Source organism: Pseudomonas sp. P4_C1 (genome assembly GCF_056402155.1).
The window spans coordinates 35,484-52,328 of sequence record NZ_JBFUHY010000032.1; the positions used below are offsets into that span (position 1 = coordinate 35,484).

Here is a 16,845-nt window from a genome sequence, read left to right on the forward strand (position 1 = left end):
CAGACAGCGCAATGCTCAGCCTGGAAGCAGCTCGTCCATATGTCGATAATCCGATTGCAGCTGCGCAGCCAAAACTTTGCTGCGCCCAAGACGAATCGGCCCGCGTTCGATGTCGATCACCAGACCTGGGCATTCGATTGCCGGCAGTATGGACCAGTCCTTCAGCCGCCCATCGGTCACCAATAAAAGTCTTTGCTGTTCCGCCGGAAAGCGTTTTTGCCGCGCGGTCAGCCAGTGCCTCGCCTCACCCAGCGCCGCCAGCAACGGCGTTCCACCACCTGCGCCGAGCCCATCGAGCCAATGGCGCAAACCGTTGGAAGCCTTCAACCCTTGCACCTGCCACTTGGGCACCGAGCCGCTGGCGGTCAGCAACGCCAGGCGCGCACGTTGGCGGTAGGCATCATCGAACAGCTGCGCCAGCAAGCCTTTGGCATCACTCAACGCCTGATGACGGCGGGTCGAAGCCGACGCATCGACAATCACCAGCCACAGTTCATGGGGCGAACGGGTGCGCAGTTGATACAACAGATCAGCACGCTGACGGGGCCGACCATTAAGCAAGGTGCCTGGCCAGTTGATCGAACCGCTACGTGCTGCATGACGCTTGCCCTGTTTGCCGTGGTCCAGCCGCCCGGCCCGGGGTCTGGCATTCGCCCCCGCGTCTGAGCGAGGGCGAATGCCTAGGGCTTTTTTGGCCAGCTCGGCACTTCACGTCGTGCGCCGACCGCCAGCGCCTGGGCGGGCAATTCGCCCCACTGGCCCTGCCCTTCGCCGGGATTGGCGTTCTGCGGCGCGCAGGGTTGCGCCGCTTGGGATTGCGCAGGAGCCGGTGCTGAGTGCTCGCGACGACGATGGCGCAAGGCGAACTCGGCGACGGCGTCGATATCTTCCTCGGCGATGGCCTTCGCCCCGCGCCAGGCGGCATGAGCCCGTGCGGCACGCAGCCAGACCAGGTCGGCGCGCAAGCCATCGACGCCCGCGGCAAAGCAGCGTTCGGTAATCTGTGCCAGCGCCTGGTCGTCGAGGGGAATGCTTGCCAGTGCATTGCGTGCGTTCTGGCAACGTTCGCGCAAAGACGCCTGCGCCGACTCCCATTCGGCACAGAAACCTTGTGGATCGCTGTCGAAATCCAGGCGACGACGGATGATCTGGCCGCGCTCGGTTGGCGCAGTGTGTCCACCGAGGGCGACGTTCAAGCCGAAACGGTCAAGCAATTGCGGACGCAGTTCACCCTCTTCCGGGTTCATGGTGCCAATCAGCACGAACTTCGCCGAATGCCGATGGGAAATGCCGTCACGCTCCACCAGATTGATGCCGCTGGCAGCCACATCGAGCAGCAGGTCAACGAGGTGATCAGGCAACAGATTGACCTCGTCGACATAGAGCACGCCACCATCAGCCTTGGCCAGTACGCCGGGGGAAAACTGTGCGCGCCCTTCGCTTAGCGCCGCATCGAGATCAAGGGTGCCGACCAGGCGCTCCTCGGTGGCACCCAATGGCAATGTGACGAACTGACCGCTGGCCAGCAGGTCCGCCAGACCGCGGGCCAGGGTCGACTTGGCCATGCCCCGCGGGCCTTCGATCAGCACGCCGCCGATTTTCGGGTCGATGGCGGTCAGGTACAGGGCCAGCTTCAAGTCGTCGGCACCGACCACGGCGGAGAGGGGAAAGTGCGGGGTGTCGGTCATTGTTTTATCTCGGTCATGGTCGGTGATCTCACCGGCGCCCCAATCCCTGTGGGAGCGAGCTTGCTCGCGATGGCGGAATGTCAGGCAACATTTTTGTCGACTGAACGAATGTCATCGTCGGAACGCCGCCCGGAGCAAGCTCGCTCCCACAGGTTTAAGTGCGTCAGCTGTCTTCTTCTATATCCAGCAACAAATTCTCCAGCGCCTCTCGGTACTCACCGGGCTCCTTCCACATCCCGCGCTGTTGCGCCTCGAGCATGCGCTCGGTCATGTCGCGCAAGGCATGGGGATTGTGTTCACGGACAAAATCCCGAGTGTCCGGATCGAGCAAATAGGCATCCGCCAGCAAGGCGTACTGGTGATCATCAATCAACTGCGTGGTGGCGTCGAAGGCGAACAGGTTATCGACCGTCGCGGCCATTTCGAACGCACCTTTGTAGCCGTGACGCTTAACGCCTTCGAGCCACTTCGGATTGGCGGCCCGGGAACGGATCACCCGGTTCAGCTCTTCCTTCAAGGTGCGAATCTTCGGCAGGTCCGGTTGGCTGTGATCGCCATGATAACTGGCCGCGGCCTCGCCTTTCAGGCTTTCCACCGCTGCGAGCATACCGCCCTGGAACTGGTAGTAATCGTTGGAGTCGAGCAAATCATGCTCGCGGTTATCCTGGTTTTGCAGCACCGCCTGTACCTGGCTCAGGCGCTGGCTGAACTGTTCGCGGGCGGCGGTGCCTTCGTCGGAACCGCCGTAAGCATAGCTGCCCCAGTTGAGGTAAACCTCGGCCAAATCCTCGCGGCTCTGCCACAGGCGACCATCGATGGCGCCCTGCACCCCTGCGCCGTAGGCACCGGGCTTGGCGCCGAAAATCCGCCAGCCGGCCTGGCGTCGCGCCGCGTCTTCATCGAGCCCCGTCTGCAGCAAGGCTGCACGCTCGGCGCGCACCTTGGCCGCCAGCGGATTGAGGTCGTCCGGCTCATCGAGGTCGGCCACCGCTTGCACCGCCGCGTCGAACAAGCGAATCAGATTGGCAAAGGCATCGCGGAAGAACCCGGAAACACGCAAGGTCACGTCGACCCGCGGACGGTCAAGCAAACTCAGCGGCAGAATCTCGAAATCATCGACCCGCTGGCTGCCGGTCGCCCAGACCGGGCGCACGCCCATCAACGCCATCGCCTGGGCGATGTCATCGCCGCCGGTACGCATGGTCGCGGTGCCCCACACCGACAGACCGAGCTGGCGCAAATGATCGCCGTGGTCTTGCAGGTGCCGTTCGAGGATCAGGTTGGCCGACTGGAAACCGATGCGCCACGCCGTGGTGGTCGGCAGGTTGCGCACGTCCACCGAGTAAAAATTGCGCCCGGTGGGCAGCACGTCCAGACGCCCACGACTCGGCGCGCCGCTGGGACCGGCCGGGACGAAGCGACCGCCAAGGGCGTCTAGCAGACCGCGCATTTCCGCCGGACCGCAGGCGTCCAGACGCGGGGCGACCACCTCGCGCAGGCCATCGATAATGGCGCTCACCTCTGCCCAGCCTGCCCCCTGTAGGAGCGACGGTGCGGCGTTCCGACCTGCTCGCGATGGTGTATCAGTTGACATCAATGTGGCTGACACACCATCGCGAGCAGGCTCGCTCCTACAGGTGCTATTCAAAACGTCCGAAATCAACTGCGCGGCGAACAACTCCAGGCGTTCGCGGGTATCGCCCGCCGTACGCCAGGTCTCTTCGCTGATGTTCTCAAGAGCCTCGGGGCGCGGCCCTGTCCACGGTTCGGCCAGCGCACAATCGAGCGGGTCGAAACCCAGTTCGAAAGCCTTGGCCAGTGCCCGCAGCAGACTCGACTGCGCGCCCCGGCCATCGCCCCGTGGAATACGCAACAACGCGAGCAACGTATCGATACGCAAACGACCGGTGGGCGACTCGCCGAACACATGCAGGCCATCGCGGATCTGCGACTCTTTCAAGTCGCACAGATAAGTGTCGAGTCGCGGCAACCAGATCGCTGCATCGGCATCGCCGTCGAGCTGCTCGTCCAGTTGCAGTTCACGGTCGATGTGCGTGTCGCGCACCAGTTGCAGGATGTCGCGCTGCAACTCGCGGGCGCGGCGCGGATCGAGCAACTGCGCTTCGTAATATTCGTCGGCCAACAGCTCGAGGTTGCGCAGCGGGCCGTAGGTTTCGGCGCGGGTCAGCGGTGGCATCAGGTGATCGATGATCACCGCCTGGGTGCGCCGTTTGGCCTGGGCGCCCTCACCCGGGTCGTTGACGATGAACGGATAGATGTTCGGCAGCGGCCCGAGCAGTGCATCCGGCCAGCAGTTTTCCGAGAGCCCCACGCCTTTGCCCGGCAGCCATTCGAGGTTGCCGTGCTTGCCGACGTGGATCACGCCGTGGGCGCCGTAGGTGTTGCGCAGCCAGAAGTAAAACGCCAGGTAACCGTGGGGCGGGACCAGGTCCGGGTCGTGATACACCGCGCTCGGGTCGACCTGGTAACCCCGGGCCGGTTGAATGCCGACGAAGGTCAGGCCGAAGCGCAGGCCGGCGATCATCATCCGTGCGCTGCGGCACATGGGGTCGTTTTCCGGTGCGCCCCAACGTTCGAGCACCGCCGCGCGATTGGCTTCGGGCAGTGCATTGAACATCGCCAGATAATCATCCATCCCCAGGCTTTGCTGGCAGGGACGCAGGTCAAGGGTATCGAGATCGTTGCTGACGCCGCCCAGCAACTGCTGGATCAATGCTGTGCCGCTGTCCGGCAACTCAGCCGGCAACGGATAACCTTCGGCATGCAGCGCCCGCAGAATATTCAGCGCGGCTGCCGGGGTGTCTAGGCCGACGCCGTTACCGATGCGGCCGTCGCGGGTCGGGTAATTGGCGAGAATCAAGGCAATGCGTTTTTCTGCATTGGGCACCCGCGCCAGATCGACCCAGCGCCGGGCCAGTTCGGCAACGAAATCCATACGCTCAGGTTGGGCCCGGTAGCACACCACATCCGACTGACTGCGCTCACTGCGCCACGCCAGGTCCTTGAAACTGATCGGGCGGCTGATGATGCGTCCGTCCAGCTCAGGCAAGGCTATGTGCATCGCCAGGTCACGGGGGCCAAGCCCTTGTTCGCTGGCGCGCCAACCGGGCTCGTTGTCCTGGGCGCAAATCGCCTGGATCACCGGGATATTGCGGCGAAACGGCCGTAGATGGGGTGCTTCAGGACTGGATTGGGCGAAGCCGGTGGTGTTCAAGATCACCGAGACGCTGGCCTCATCCAGCCAGTCCTCGACCACGGTAAGACAACCGGGCTCTTTCAGGCTGGCCAGCGCAATCGGCAACGGATTCAACCCCGCCGCCTGCAGGCGCTGGCAAAAAACATCAATAAAAGCAGTGTTCGCCGCCTGCAAGTGCGAGCGGTAGAACAGCACCGCCGCCACCGGTTGATCGGCGTGCCAGCCGGCCTGCCAGTCGCTCAGCGCGGCTGCGTGTTTGTGCGGATGGTAAATCGCCGTGCGTGGCAGGGTCTGCGGCTCGCCCCAGGTGTAATCACGGGCCAGCCAGCGGTTGGCCAGGCAGCGGAAGAAATCGAGGGCGTTGCCCATGCCGCCCTGGCGCAGAAACTGCCAGAGCCGGTCGCGGTCCTCGGCGCCGACGGTGCTCAGGTCGCTGAGCTCCGGGTCCGGACGATCATCGCCCGGCACCAGAATCACCTGCACGCCGCGCTGCGACAGCTCGACCAGGCGCTCGATGCCGTAACGCCAATAGGCGATACCGCCGTGCAGCGAAATCAGGATCACCTTTGCGTGACGCAGCACTTCATCGACGTACAAGTCGACCGAGGCATGGTTCTGCACCTGCATCGGGTTGGCCAGGCGCACGCTCGGGTAATCGTCGGGCAATTGCTGCGCCGCTTCGGCGAGCAGCGCCAGGCTGGAGTCGCCGCTGCACAGGATCACCAGCTCGGCGGGGGTTTGTCCAAGGTCGGCAATGTTGTCATCCGACACGAAACCGCCGGGCTGGGTCCTGAGCAGGTGCATGGCTTACACGCTGAGCGCGGCGCGCAATTGCGCTTCGAGAACCGTGGCATCCAGTTCCTGGCCGATCAGCACCAGACGGGTGACTCGTGTTTCTTCAGCGCCCCACTGGCGGTCGAAGTGCTTGTCGAAACGCGTGCCCACGCCCTGGATCAGCAGGCGCATCGGTTTGTTCGGAACGGCGGCGAAGCCTTTGACTCGCAAGATGCCGTGCTGGACCACCAGTTGGGTCAGCGCGTCCATCAGCAGGCTTTCATCGGCTTGCGGCAGTTCGATGGAGATCGAATCGAAGGCGTCGTGATCGTGGTCATCATGATCGTCGTCGCCATCGTGATGATGGTCGTGGTGGCTGTGACGGCTGTCGATGTGCTCTTCGGAGCCGGCACCCAGGCCGATCAGCACGTCCAGCGGCAGGCGACCGCTGCTGGCTTCGACGATTTTCACCGCTGGCGGCAATTCCTCGGCGACTTCCAGGCGCACACGGGCCAGGTCCGCCGGGTTGATCAGGTCGGTTTTGTTGAGGATCACCAGGTCAGCGCTGGCCAGTTGGTCGGCGAACAGCTCGTGCAGCGGCGATTCGTGGTCCAGGTTCGGGTCGAGTTTGCGCTGGGCGTCGACCTGATCCGGGAACGCGGCGAAGGTGCCGGCGGCGACGGCCGGGCTGTCGACCACGGTGATCACTGCATCCACCGTGCAGGCACTGCGGATTTCCGGCCACTGGAAGGCTTGCACCAGCGGCTTGGGCAGCGCCAGGCCGGACGTTTCGATGAGGATATGGTCGAGATCGCCGCGACGGGCCACCAGTTCGCGCATCACCGGGAAGAATTCTTCCTGAACCGTGCAGCACAGGCAGCCGTTGGCCAGCTCATAGACACGGCCTTTGGCTTCTTCTTCGGTGCAACCGATGGAGCACTGCTTGAGGATTTCGCCGTCGATGCCCAACTCACCGAATTCGTTGACGATCACCGCGATGCGGCGACCCTGGGCGTTGTCAAGCATGTGGCGCAGCAGCGTGGTCTTGCCCGAGCCAAGAAAGCCAGTGACGATGGTGACAGGGAGTTTGGACAGTGTTTTCATCGGATGCCCTATGGCTTAGGTGGCGGGCATACGGGACGACGACCGGCAACGCGGACGCGCGTGCCTGAAGAGTTCGCCACCGGATCACCCCGCCCGGTTGAAATTGAGAATCTGTAACGAGGCAGGTCTCCTGGCTGACGGTGCGCCGGCCTTGAGCCTGGCATTCGCTGCGCCTTCCCGCCGGCCTCATGGATTGAGTCAGCAGTGGCGTGGCAACGAACATCACCGTTCACAGTTGCGGGGGCAGCCGCGGCATCGACCGCGTTCCCTTCTTAGCTTCGACAAACGCCGAAGAACCTCGAAAGCGCAAGGCTACGCATGGTCTTGGGGCGGGTCAATGTTCATGCTGAGTTCTCTAGTGCCTGAAATGACGCCATCGCGAGCAAGCTCGCTCCCACAGGGGATCGAGTTCTGTCAGGAGCATGCGGTCAAAWGTGGGAGCGAGCTTGCTCGCGATTGGGTCGACCCGGTTCCGAATTGAGAACCCTTGCCAATTGACGCCCAGCCCCCGCCCATGCTCTCCTACACGCTTTGTTACGGGTGCCCTTCACAGGGTGAAACGGGAAACCGGTGAATCATGTGCTTTACTCTTAAGCCATGTCAGTCCGGTGCTGCCCCCGCAACGGTAAGCGAGCGAAGCGTCAGATCCACTGTGCCACTACGGCATGGGAAGGTGGCGCTTGCAGGATCAGGCAAACGCCTGCGCCCCTCGTGAGCCCGGAGACCGGCCCGCAACACAAAGTGACCAGTACGATCACTGAACCAACAAACCCGCGGTGGGCGGGCGCTGTTTGAACCTCTGCGCGGCTGGTCGTGCGGGGGTTTGCATGCGCTCTTATTCCCCGCTGACAGACCAGAGGGAAACGCCATGTCGATCATCAGCAGCGCCGAACACACATCCGCGAGCACCACCTCAACCCTGACCCAACGTCTGAGCGCCGCCGTCTGCGCGTCGATCCTGGGTGCGTGCCTGGTGTATTTCGCCGGTTTCTCGCACATCGAAGCAGTGCACAACGCCGCCCACGATACCCGTCACAGCTCCGCGTTCCCGTGCCATTGAGAGCTGTCGACATGATCAAGCGTATTGCGCAAACCGCAGGTTTCACCGGGCTGCTGGCCGCCCTGCTGCTGACCCTGCTGCAAAGCTTCTGGGTCGCTCCGCTGATATTGCAGGCCGAGACTTACGAAAAAGCCGAACCGGCCGCTGTTGAAATGCATGAGCACGCCGACGGTGCGATGGCTGCCCACACTCACGATGCGCAAGCCTGGGAGCCGGAAGACGGCTGGCAGCGCGTGCTGTCGACCACCGGCGGCAATCTGGTGGTAGCGGTCGGTTTCGCCCTGATGCTCGCCGGCCTGTACACCTTGCGTGCGCCGACCAAAACCTCCCAGGGCCTGCTCTGGGGCCTGGCCGGTTATGCGACGTTCGTGCTCGCACCGACGCTCGGCCTGCCACCTGAATTGCCCGGCACTGCCGCAGCCGATCTGGCACAACGGCAACTGTGGTGGATCGGCACCGCCGCCTCCACCGCCGTCGGTATCGCCCTGATCGTATTCAGCCGTCACTGGCTGATGAAAGTCCTCGGTGTGGCAATCCTTGCCGTTCCTCATGTGATTGGCGCACCGCAACCGCAAGTGCATTCGATGCTCGCTCCAGAGGCGCTGGAAACCCAGTTCAAAGTCGCTTCGCAACTGACCAACGTGGCGTTCTGGCTGGCCCTGGGCCTGATCAGCGCCTGGTTGTTCCGTCGTAAAAGCGATGGCCAATACCACGCATGACTGACGTCAGCACAGCACCGACCCTGGTGGTCGGCCTGGGCTGCCAACGGGGCTGCCCCGTCAGCACGTTGCTGGCGCTGCTCGATCAGGCACTGGAGGCGCACCAGATTGCTCGTCATGAAATCAAGGCCCTGGCCAGCATCGACTCGAAGCGTGACGAACCTGCGCTAATCGAACTGGCTCAGCAGCTTGGCCTGGAGTTGATGTATTTCAGCAGTGAACAACTGGCCGCATATGAACCGCAACTCAGTCATCAATCGCAAATAGCGTTTGAACGCACCGGTTGCTACGGCGTGGCGGAAAGCGCCGCACTGGCCCTGGCGGAACAACTGGCCCAGGCCCCGGCAAAACTGCTGATTCCACGACAAAAATATGCTCAGGCAACCTTGGCATTGGCCGGCGCTGCGTAAAAAACCGATAATCCCCGCCTTCGATCATGAACACTCTTCATCTGAAGCCCTGCTCAGTCCCTTTTTCCCCACAGGAACCGACGATGACCGTCTACTTCATTGGCGCAGGTCCCGGCGACCCCGAACTGATTACCGTCAAGGGCCAGCGGCTGATTCGCAGCTGTCCGGTGATCATTTATGCCGGCTCCCTGGTGCCTGCCGCCGTACTGGAAGGTCATTGTGCCGAACAGGTGGTCAACAGCGCCGAACTGCACCTGGAACAGATCATCGACCTGATCAAGAGCGCCCACGCCAAAGGCCAGGATGTTGCCCGGGTGCACTCCGGCGATCCGAGCCTGTATGGCGCCATTGGCGAACAGATTCGCTATCTGCGTGAACTGAACATTGCGTTCGAAATCGTCCCAGGCGTAACGGCCACAGCCGCTTGCGCCGCGCTTTTGGGCGCAGAACTGACGCTGCCGGACGTATCCCAGAGCGTGATCCTGACGCGCTACGCCGACAAGACCACCATGCCAACCGGAGAGGAGTTCTCCAGCCTCGCGCAACACGGCGCGACCATGGCGATCCACTTGGGGGTTAATAACTTGGCGAAGATCGTTGAGGAACTGCTGCCCCATTACGGCGCCGATTGCCCGATTGCGGTGGTGCACCGCGCGAGCTGGCCGGATCAGGATTGGGTGGTGGGAACGCTCGAGGATATTGCCGGGAAGGTTGAAGCCAAGGGCTTTCGCCGTACGGCGTTGATTCTGGTGGGTCGGGTGCTGGGTAGTGACCACTTCAGTGAGTCGTCGCTGTATCGCGCGGGGCATGCTCATTTGTATCGCCCGTAGGGCCCCATCGCGAGCAAGCTCGCTCCCACATTGAAATGCGGTCAACTGTGGGAGCGAGCTTGCTCGCGATGGCGTCAGTAAATTTCACCCATAAAAAAACGGCGCTCACGGTGCGCCGTTTTTTGATTTCGCAGCGAACACCTTAGTAGTAGGCGTTTTCTTTCTGCGTGTGGTCGGTCACGTCACGAACGCCCTTGAGCTCGGGAATGCGCTCGAGCAAGGTGCGCTCGATGCCTTCCTTCAGCGTCACGTCGGCCTGGCCGCAGCCCTGGCAACCACCGCCGAACTGCAGGACGGCGATGCCGTCTTCGACCACGTCGATCAGGCTGACCTGACCGCCGTGGCTGGCCAGCCCCGGGTTGATCTCGGTTTGCAGGTAGTAGTTGATGCGCTCGTTGACCGGGCTGTCGGCGTTGACCATCGGTACTTTGGCGTTTGGCGCCTTGATGGTCAGCTGGCCGCCCATGCGGTCGGTGGCGTAGTCGACAACCGCATCGTCCAGGAAGGCTTCGCTGAAGTGGTCGATGTACGCGGTGAAGCTTTTCAGCCCCAGCGCGGTGTCTTCGGGTTTTTCTTCGCCCGGCTTGCAGTAGGCAATGCAGGTTTCGGCGTACTGGGTGCCAGGCTGGGTGATGAAGACGCGGATGCCGATGCCCGGGGTGTTCTGCTTGGACAGCAGATCAGCCAGATAATCGTGGGCGGCGTCAGTGATGGTAATAGCGGTCATGGAAACTCCTCGCAGGCTTGGACGCAGTTTACGCCAATCAACGCGCCGGACAAAGTCCTAGTATTTTTGTCGGGAAAAGAAACACCAATATCCCTGTGGGAGCGAGCTTGCTCCCGCAGGGGGTCTGCGGTAGATCAGAGATTCTCGTAGCGGTTCATGTCCAGCACGCCCTCTTCCACCGGATCGGTTTCCTGGATGTAGCGGCTCAGGTCATGGAAATAAACCCAGAATTGCGGATGGCTGCGGCGTATTCCCCAACGTTCGACGATTTTCTCGAAGCTGTCGGTGTCCTTGGCGCTTTCCATCGCATCCACAAAGTCCGGCACTTGCCCGGCCGGAATGTTGAACATGAAGTTCGGATAGCTGCTGAGCACACCCGGGAAAATCGTCAGGGTGTCGAGCCCCGGCTGATAGCGCAGCGATTCACCGAGCAGGAATGCGACGTTACTGTGGGCACGGTTGCGCAACAGGCTGTAGACCTCACGCTTGCCGCTGCTGGTTTCGATGCGCAGCAGGGTCGCTTCCGGCAACTGATCAATCACTTTCAACCCGGCCGCCGGACGGGAAGTCAGGCGGCTTAGCGCCTGCTCGGCACTTTGCAGGTCCGGATCGATGTTCGGCCGCGAACAGTAAGCGCCGTCGCAGCGATTGATCGGGTCGGGCCTGGCATTGAGATCGCCGTAACGGGCCAGCAATTGCCGGGCGAAATCCCGCTTGGGATCCTGCGAATCAAGACTCAACGCAGTCGGCTTGTCATCGTCGATGGACTCGTAGTCCAGCCACATCTTGAATTTGCCACTGTTTTGATACCAGTCGTCGAGGTAGCCATCCCGGGAATCGGCGGGCATCAGGCGCAGGAAATTCTGCTCGGCACCGTTGCGGATCAGGTCGAAATACAGCCGCGTCTGGGCCTGGTGGGACACGTTGCCGAACACATCGAAGTTCACTGCCAGTTGATAGTAGGTGCGCTCCAGCAGCGGATAGTCGAATAGCCAAATGGTTTGCGGCACGTCGCCGATCAGGCCTTTGGTCACAGAAGCGCTGTCGAAATGGCGGAAGATGCTCAGCAGCGCATTGTCATTGCCGGCCCACAGGGTCGACCAGCTCGGCGCCGGCTCATCGGCGTAGCTGTCCCGGCGCAAGGCTTCGTATTCGTTACGCTTGTCGCGGTAGTCGTGCCACAGGCTGAGGACGCTGCCGACATCATCGTTCTGCCCCGGCATCGCCAGCAACGGCGTGGCCTGCCCGCGATAGTTCGGATCGGTGACATACAGGTCGTGCTCGGGCGCCTGGAACAACGCCCAGAAATTATCGCGGATCACGTCCGTGGCGATCTGACCGCGACACACCGGCCCACGGATAAAGGTGCGCACGAAGTACTCGGCGTTATCGAGCATGAACTGATAGCGCGCCTGGGCCGGAATCGCTTCGAAGGTGGCAAACGGGTTGGCCCGGCTCTGCGGCCCGTAGCCCGGCAATGCGTCGACCTGCCAGTTGCCGCTGTAGAACAGGCTCTTGACCCGCGCCAGCTTCGCCGCACTCAACGGATAGGTGATGTGGGTCTTGTGCACGATCACGCCCTGCACCGGCCACAAGCGATAGTAGAACTGCGTGCCCGGATCATCGTTCGGGCGACGGGTGTTGATCAGGTCAATCGGCTGGCCGGTCGGGGTGCGCGAACGCACCCACTGGAAGTAATGCCCGGACTCGCCATCCTTGAAGTAGAGATGGGCGAGGAACCAGTGCTCGTACAGCCATCGCCCCACCAGGCTTTCCCGGGCGCCCGGGGAGTTGAGCAGGCTTTCCCATTGGATCACTTCCTGGGCTTCTTTGGCGCTCGGGACCAGGCCCTGCCGGTCGATGGGCGCCCCTGCCGCCAGCCAGCGTTGCAGCGTCTGGTACTGCTGGTCGGTCAGGCCGGTCACTGCCAGCGGCATACCCTCCTTCGGATGCCTGGCGGCGTAGCCGTCGAACTCCCCGGGCATGGCGCACATGTTTTCCCGGTTCAGGCCCAGGACGATGTCTTCCGGCAGCCTGGCGTTGGGCTGCAATGGGGTTTTGTGGCCCAGTTCCAGCATCCGCGCCATCAATGCGGCCTGGCTGCCCTGGGCATCGAGCACCGAATAGAAGCCCTTTTGCTGCCAGGCCTGTTTGCCGGAGGCGTCATAGAATAGTCGGGTCGGCGCAACAGCCTGCCGGCGGTCCCCGTCGTAGACCGGGACTTTCGTCGCGCCACGTGCCGCGCCCTCGCCGCTGCCCAGATTGAGCTGACAGGCGGCGTCGTTGCAGGCGTGGCAGGCCACGCACTTTTCAGTGAAGATCGGTTGAATGTCGCGGCTGTATGAAATGACGGAAGAAATCGCCGGACTTTGCGCCACAGCGCCCCAGCTTAAAAACAACAGCAATGTGCCGATGACGAAGCGATACGACATGTCCCTGGTCCTGAATCCTGAAAAAACGCCGCGATTCTACCGGTCTGTCACCCTTGCCAACATGAACGATATTCATGCAAAACCGAGTCATGCTCTAAAAGCGCACAGGTTTGCTATCATCCCTGCCCTTCGTCATGGTCTTACCGAGTAGTCCAAATGTCCGATCGCAGCGTTCGCCTTCAAGCTCTCAAGCACGCCCTCAAAGAGCGCATCCTGATTCTCGATGGCGGTATGGGCACGATGATCCAGAGCTACAAGCTCGAAGAGCAGGATTACCGTGGCAAACGCTTCGCTGACTGGCCAAGCGATGTCAAAGGCAACAACGATCTGCTGGTACTGACTCGCCCGGACGTGATTGGCGGCATTGAAAAAGCCTACCTGGACGCTGGCGCCGACATTCTGGAAACCAACACCTTCAACGCCACCCAGATCTCCCTGGCTGACTATGGCATGCAAGGCCTGGCCTACGAGTTAAACGTAGAAGGCGCTCGCCTGGCGCGCAAGGTCGCCGACGCCAAGACCCTGGAAACTCCGGACAAGCCGCGATTCGTCGCCGGCGTGCTCGGCCCTACAAGTCGCACCTGCTCGTTGTCCCCGGATGTGAACAACCCCGGCTACCGCAACGTGACCTTCGATGAGCTGGTGGAGAACTACACCGAATCCACCAAAGGCCTGATCGAAGGCGGCGCCGACCTGATCCTGATCGAAACCATTTTCGACACACTGAACGCCAAGGCCGCGATCTTCGCCGTCCAGGGCGTGTTCGAAGAACTGGGCGTCGAACTGCCGATCATGATTTCCGGCACCATCACTGACGCCTCGGGCCGCACGCTGTCCGGCCAGACCACTGAAGCCTTCTGGAACTCCGTGGCCCACGCCAAGCCGATTTCCGTCGGCCTGAACTGCGCCCTCGGCGCCCGCGAACTGCGCCCGTACCTCGAAGAGCTGTCGAACAAGGCCAACACCCACGTTTCCGCGCACCCGAACGCCGGCCTGCCGAACGAATTCGGCGAGTACGACGAACTGCCATCGGAAACCGCCAAGGTCATCGAAGAATTCGCCCAGAGCGGCTTCCTCAACATCGTCGGCGGTTGCTGCGGCACCACGCCGGGCCACATCGAAGCCATCGCCAAGGCCGTGGCCGGTTATGCGCCGCGCGAGATTCCGGACATTCCCAAGGCGTGCCGCCTCTCGGGCCTTGAGCCGTTCACCATCGATCGCAGTTCGCTGTTCGTCAACGTCGGCGAGCGGACCAACATCACCGGTTCCGCCAAGTTCGCCCGCCTGATCCGCGAAGACAACTACACCGAAGCCCTGGAAGTCGCCCTGCAGCAGGTCGAAGCCGGCGCCCAGGTGATCGACATCAACATGGACGAAGGGATGCTCGATTCGAAGAAGGCCATGGTGACCTTCCTCAACCTGATTGCCGGCGAACCGGACATCTCCCGCGTGCCGATCATGATCGACTCCTCGAAGTGGGAAGTGATCGAAGCCGGCCTGAAATGCATCCAGGGCAAGGGCATCGTCAACTCGATCAGCATGAAAGAAGGCGTCGAGCAGTTCATTCATCACGCCAAACTGTGCAAGCGCTACGGCGCCGCGGTAGTGGTGATGGCCTTCGACGAAGCCGGCCAGGCCGACACCGAAGCGCGCAAGAAAGAAATCTGCAAGCGCTCCTACGATATTCTGGTCAACGAAGTGGACTTCCCGCCGGAAGACATCATCTTCGACCCGAACATCTTCGCGGTGGCCACCGGTATCGAAGAGCACAACAACTACGCCGTCGATTTCATCAATGCCTGTGCTTACATCCGCGACGAGCTACCGTATGCGCTGACCTCCGGTGGCGTGTCCAACGTGTCGTTCTCGTTCCGTGGCAACAACCCGGTGCGCGAGGCAATCCATTCGGTATTCCTGCTGTACGCAATCCGCGCCGGGCTGACCATGGGCATCGTCAACGCCGGCCAACTGGAGATCTACGACCAGATCCCGGTGGAACTGCGCGACGCCGTGGAAGACGTGATCCTCAACCGCACCCCGGAAGGCACCGACGCTCTCCTCGCCATCGCCGACAAATACAAGGGCGACGGCAGTGTCAAGGAAGCCGAGACCGAAGAGTGGCGCAACTGGGACGTCAACAAGCGTCTGGAGCATGCGCTGGTCAAAGGCATCACCACCCACATCGTTGAAGACACCGAAGAGTCGCGCCAATCCTTCGCCCGCCCGATCGAAGTGATCGAAGGCCCGTTGATGGCCGGCATGAACATCGTCGGCGACCTGTTCGGCGCCGGTAAAATGTTCCTGCCGCAAGTGGTGAAATCCGCTCGCGTGATGAAGCAGGCCGTGGCGCACCTGATCCCGTTCATCGAACTGGAAAAAGGCGACAAGCCAGAGGCCAAGGGCAAGATCCTGATGGCGACCGTCAAAGGCGACGTGCACGACATCGGCAAGAACATCGTTGGCGTGGTGCTGGGCTGTAACGGCTATGACATCGTCGACCTCGGCGTGATGGTGCCGGCGGAGAAAATCCTCCAGGTGGCCAAGGAACAGAAGTGCGACATCATCGGCCTGTCCGGCCTGATCACCCCGTCGCTGGATGAAATGGTCCACGTCGCCCGCGAAATGCAGCGTCAGGACTTCCACCTGCCGTTGATGATCGGTGGCGCCACCACCTCCAAGGCGCACACGGCGGTGAAGATCGAGCCCAAGTACAGCAACGACGCGGTGATCTACGTCACCGACGCCTCCCGCGCCGTGGGCGTGGCGACCCAGTTGCTGTCCAGGGAACTCAAGGCCGGTTTCGTCGAGAAAACCCGCCAGGACTACATCGAGGTTCGCGAGCGCACTGCCAACCGCAGCGCCCGCACCGAACGCCTGAGCTACGGCGCGGCCATCGCCAAGAAGCCGCAATTCGACTGGGCGAGCTACACACCGGTCAAACCGACTTTCACCGGTACGCGGGTGCTGGACAACATCGACCTCAACGTTCTGGCCGAATACATCGACTGGACGCCGTTTTTCATATCCTGGGACCTGGCCGGCAAGTTCCCGCGCATCCTCCAGGACGAAGTGGTCGGTGAAGCCGCCACCTCGCTATACAAAGATGCCCGGGAAATGCTCACTAAACTGATCGACGAGAAACTGATCAGCGCCCGCGCGGTGTTCGGCTTCTGGCCGGCCAACCAGGTGCATGACGACGACATCGAGCTCTATGGCGATGACGGCAAGCCAATGGCCAAGCTGCACCACCTGCGCCAGCAGATCATCAAGACCGACGGCAAGCCGAACTTCTCCCTGGCCGACTTCGTTGCGCCCAAAGACAGTGAAGTGACCGACTACGTGGGTGGCTTCATCACCACCGCGGGGATCGGTGCCGAAGAGGTGGCCAAGGCCTACCAGGACGCCGGCGACGATTACAACTCGATCATGGTCAAGGCCCTGGCCGACCGCCTGGCCGAGGCCTGCGCCGAGTGGCTGCACCAGCAGGTGCGTAAAGACTACTGGGGTTACGCCAAGGATGAGACGCTGGACAACGAGGCGCTGATCAAAGAGCAATACACTGGCATCCGCCCGGCTCCGGGCTACCCGGCGTGCCCGGATCACACCGAGAAAGCCCAGCTGTTCGCCCTGCTCGATCCAGAAGCCGAAGAAATGCGCGCAGGCCGCAGCGGCGTGTTCCTCACCGAACACTACGCCATGTTCCCGGCGGCAGCGGTCAGCGGCTGGTACTTCGCTCACCCGCAGGCGCAATACTTTGCCGTGGGCAAGATCGACAAGGACCAGGTGCAGAGCTACACCTCGCGCAAAGGCCAGGAGCTGAGCGTGACCGAGCGTTGGCTGGCGCCTAATCTGGGTTACGACAACTAACCCCCATCCCCTGTGGG

11 protein-coding genes and 2 riboswitches are annotated in these 16,845 nt (G+C 62.0%); of the genes, 5 read left to right on the top strand and 6 right to left on the bottom strand.

The genetic code is table 11. The annotated features are described in order from the left end of the window. Positions 1–15: 15 nt before the first annotated feature. The 4 genes from AC1DU9_RS18095 to cobW all read right to left on the bottom strand — a co-directional run bounded on the left by AC1DU9_RS18095 (position 16) and on the right by cobW (position 6,783). Positions 16–561: a vWA domain-containing protein gene (locus tag AC1DU9_RS18095; RefSeq protein ID WP_317851139.1), complete on the bottom strand. Its 546-nt coding sequence runs from the start codon at positions 559–561 to the stop codon at positions 16–18. A gap of 119 nt (positions 562–680) precedes the next feature. After that, the gene (locus tag AC1DU9_RS18100) at positions 681–1,688 is read right to left on the bottom strand and encodes a magnesium chelatase ATPase subunit I (RefSeq protein ID WP_223463284.1); all 1,008 of its coding nucleotides are present in this window, start codon (positions 1,686–1,688) and stop codon (positions 681–683) included. 163 nt (positions 1,689–1,851) lie between these two features. Continuing rightward, a complete protein-coding gene (gene cobN / locus AC1DU9_RS18105; protein WP_223463283.1) occupies positions 1,852–5,709 on the bottom strand; it encodes a cobaltochelatase subunit CobN in 3,858 nt (1,285 codons plus the stop codon). 3 nt (positions 5,710–5,712) lie between these two features. Next, positions 5,713–6,783, bottom strand: a complete 1,071-nt coding sequence (gene cobW / locus AC1DU9_RS18110; protein ID WP_317851138.1) for a cobalamin biosynthesis protein CobW — start codon at positions 6,781–6,783, stop codon at positions 5,713–5,715. Between the two features lie 103 nt (positions 6,784–6,886). After that, positions 6,887–7,099: riboswitch (cobalamin riboswitch) on the bottom strand. Positions 7,100–7,304: 205 nt separating this feature from the next. Further along, a riboswitch (cobalamin riboswitch) is annotated at positions 7,305–7,530 on the top strand. Between the two features lie 121 nt (positions 7,531–7,651). Here cobW and AC1DU9_RS18115 point away from each other — a divergent pair. From AC1DU9_RS18115 to cobM, 4 genes are all read left to right on the top strand, one after another. Continuing rightward, positions 7,652–7,843, top strand: a complete 192-nt coding sequence (locus tag AC1DU9_RS18115; protein WP_223463282.1) for a CbtB domain-containing protein — start codon at positions 7,652–7,654, stop codon at positions 7,841–7,843. A gap of 11 nt (positions 7,844–7,854) precedes the next feature. Further along, positions 7,855–8,562 carry a CbtA family protein gene (locus AC1DU9_RS18120; protein WP_223463281.1) on the top strand — a complete coding sequence of 236 codons (708 nt, stop codon included), beginning with the start codon at positions 7,855–7,857 and terminating at the stop codon, positions 8,560–8,562. Next, the gene (locus AC1DU9_RS18125; protein ID WP_102671349.1) at positions 8,559–8,972 is read left to right on the top strand and encodes a cobalamin biosynthesis protein; all 414 of its coding nucleotides are present in this window, start codon (positions 8,559–8,561) and stop codon (positions 8,970–8,972) included. Before AC1DU9_RS18120 ends, AC1DU9_RS18125 begins: the two co-directional genes overlap by 4 nt. 83 nt (positions 8,973–9,055) lie before the next feature. Beyond that, entirely contained in the window at positions 9,056–9,802 is a 747-nt protein-coding gene (gene cobM / locus AC1DU9_RS18130) for a precorrin-4 C(11)-methyltransferase (RefSeq protein ID WP_223463279.1), read from the top strand. Positions 9,803–9,944: 142 nt separating this feature from the next. Here the strand turns inward: cobM and nfuA are convergent, their stop codons facing one another. Together nfuA and AC1DU9_RS18140 are read right to left on the bottom strand one after the other, a co-directional pair. Continuing rightward, entirely contained in the window at positions 9,945–10,529 is a 585-nt protein-coding gene (nfuA, locus tag AC1DU9_RS18135; RefSeq protein WP_007912592.1) for a Fe-S biogenesis protein NfuA, read from the bottom strand. A gap of 134 nt (positions 10,530–10,663) precedes the next feature. After that, positions 10,664–12,961, bottom strand: a complete 2,298-nt coding sequence (locus tag AC1DU9_RS18140) for a fatty acid cis/trans isomerase (protein ID WP_223463278.1) — start codon at positions 12,959–12,961, stop codon at positions 10,664–10,666. Positions 12,962–13,117: 156 nt separating this feature from the next. On the opposite strand from AC1DU9_RS18140, the gene metH reads away from it, so the two are divergent. Continuing rightward, the gene (gene metH, locus AC1DU9_RS18145) at positions 13,118–16,828 is read left to right on the top strand and encodes a methionine synthase (protein WP_223463277.1); all 3,711 of its coding nucleotides are present in this window, start codon (positions 13,118–13,120) and stop codon (positions 16,826–16,828) included. Positions 16,829–16,845: the final 17 nt, after the last annotated feature.

Coding starts and splice junctions, on each gene's coding strand:
- AC1DU9_RS18100 (WP_223463284.1), bottom strand. CDS start 1,688: ATGACCGACACCCCGCACTTTCCCCTCTCCGCCGTGGTCGGTGCCGAC.
- cobN (WP_223463283.1), bottom strand. CDS start 5,709: ATGCACCTGCTCAGGACCCAGCCCGGCGGTTTCGTGTCGGATGACAAC.
- cobW (WP_317851138.1), bottom strand. CDS start 6,783: ATGAAAACACTGTCCAAACTCCCTGTCACCATCGTCACTGGCTTTCTT.
- AC1DU9_RS18115 (WP_223463282.1), top strand. CDS start 7,652: ATGTCGATCATCAGCAGCGCCGAACACACATCCGCGAGCACCACCTCA.
- AC1DU9_RS18120 (WP_223463281.1), top strand. CDS start 7,855: ATGATCAAGCGTATTGCGCAAACCGCAGGTTTCACCGGGCTGCTGGCC.
- AC1DU9_RS18125 (WP_102671349.1), top strand. CDS start 8,559: ATGACTGACGTCAGCACAGCACCGACCCTGGTGGTCGGCCTGGGCTGC.
- cobM (WP_223463279.1), top strand. CDS start 9,056: ATGACCGTCTACTTCATTGGCGCAGGTCCCGGCGACCCCGAACTGATT.
- nfuA (WP_007912592.1), bottom strand. CDS start 10,529: ATGACCGCTATTACCATCACTGACGCCGCCCACGATTATCTGGCTGAT.
- AC1DU9_RS18140 (WP_223463278.1), bottom strand. CDS start 12,961: ATGTCGTATCGCTTCGTCATCGGCACATTGCTGTTGTTTTTAAGCTGG.
- metH (WP_223463277.1), top strand. CDS start 13,118: ATGTCCGATCGCAGCGTTCGCCTTCAAGCTCTCAAGCACGCCCTCAAA.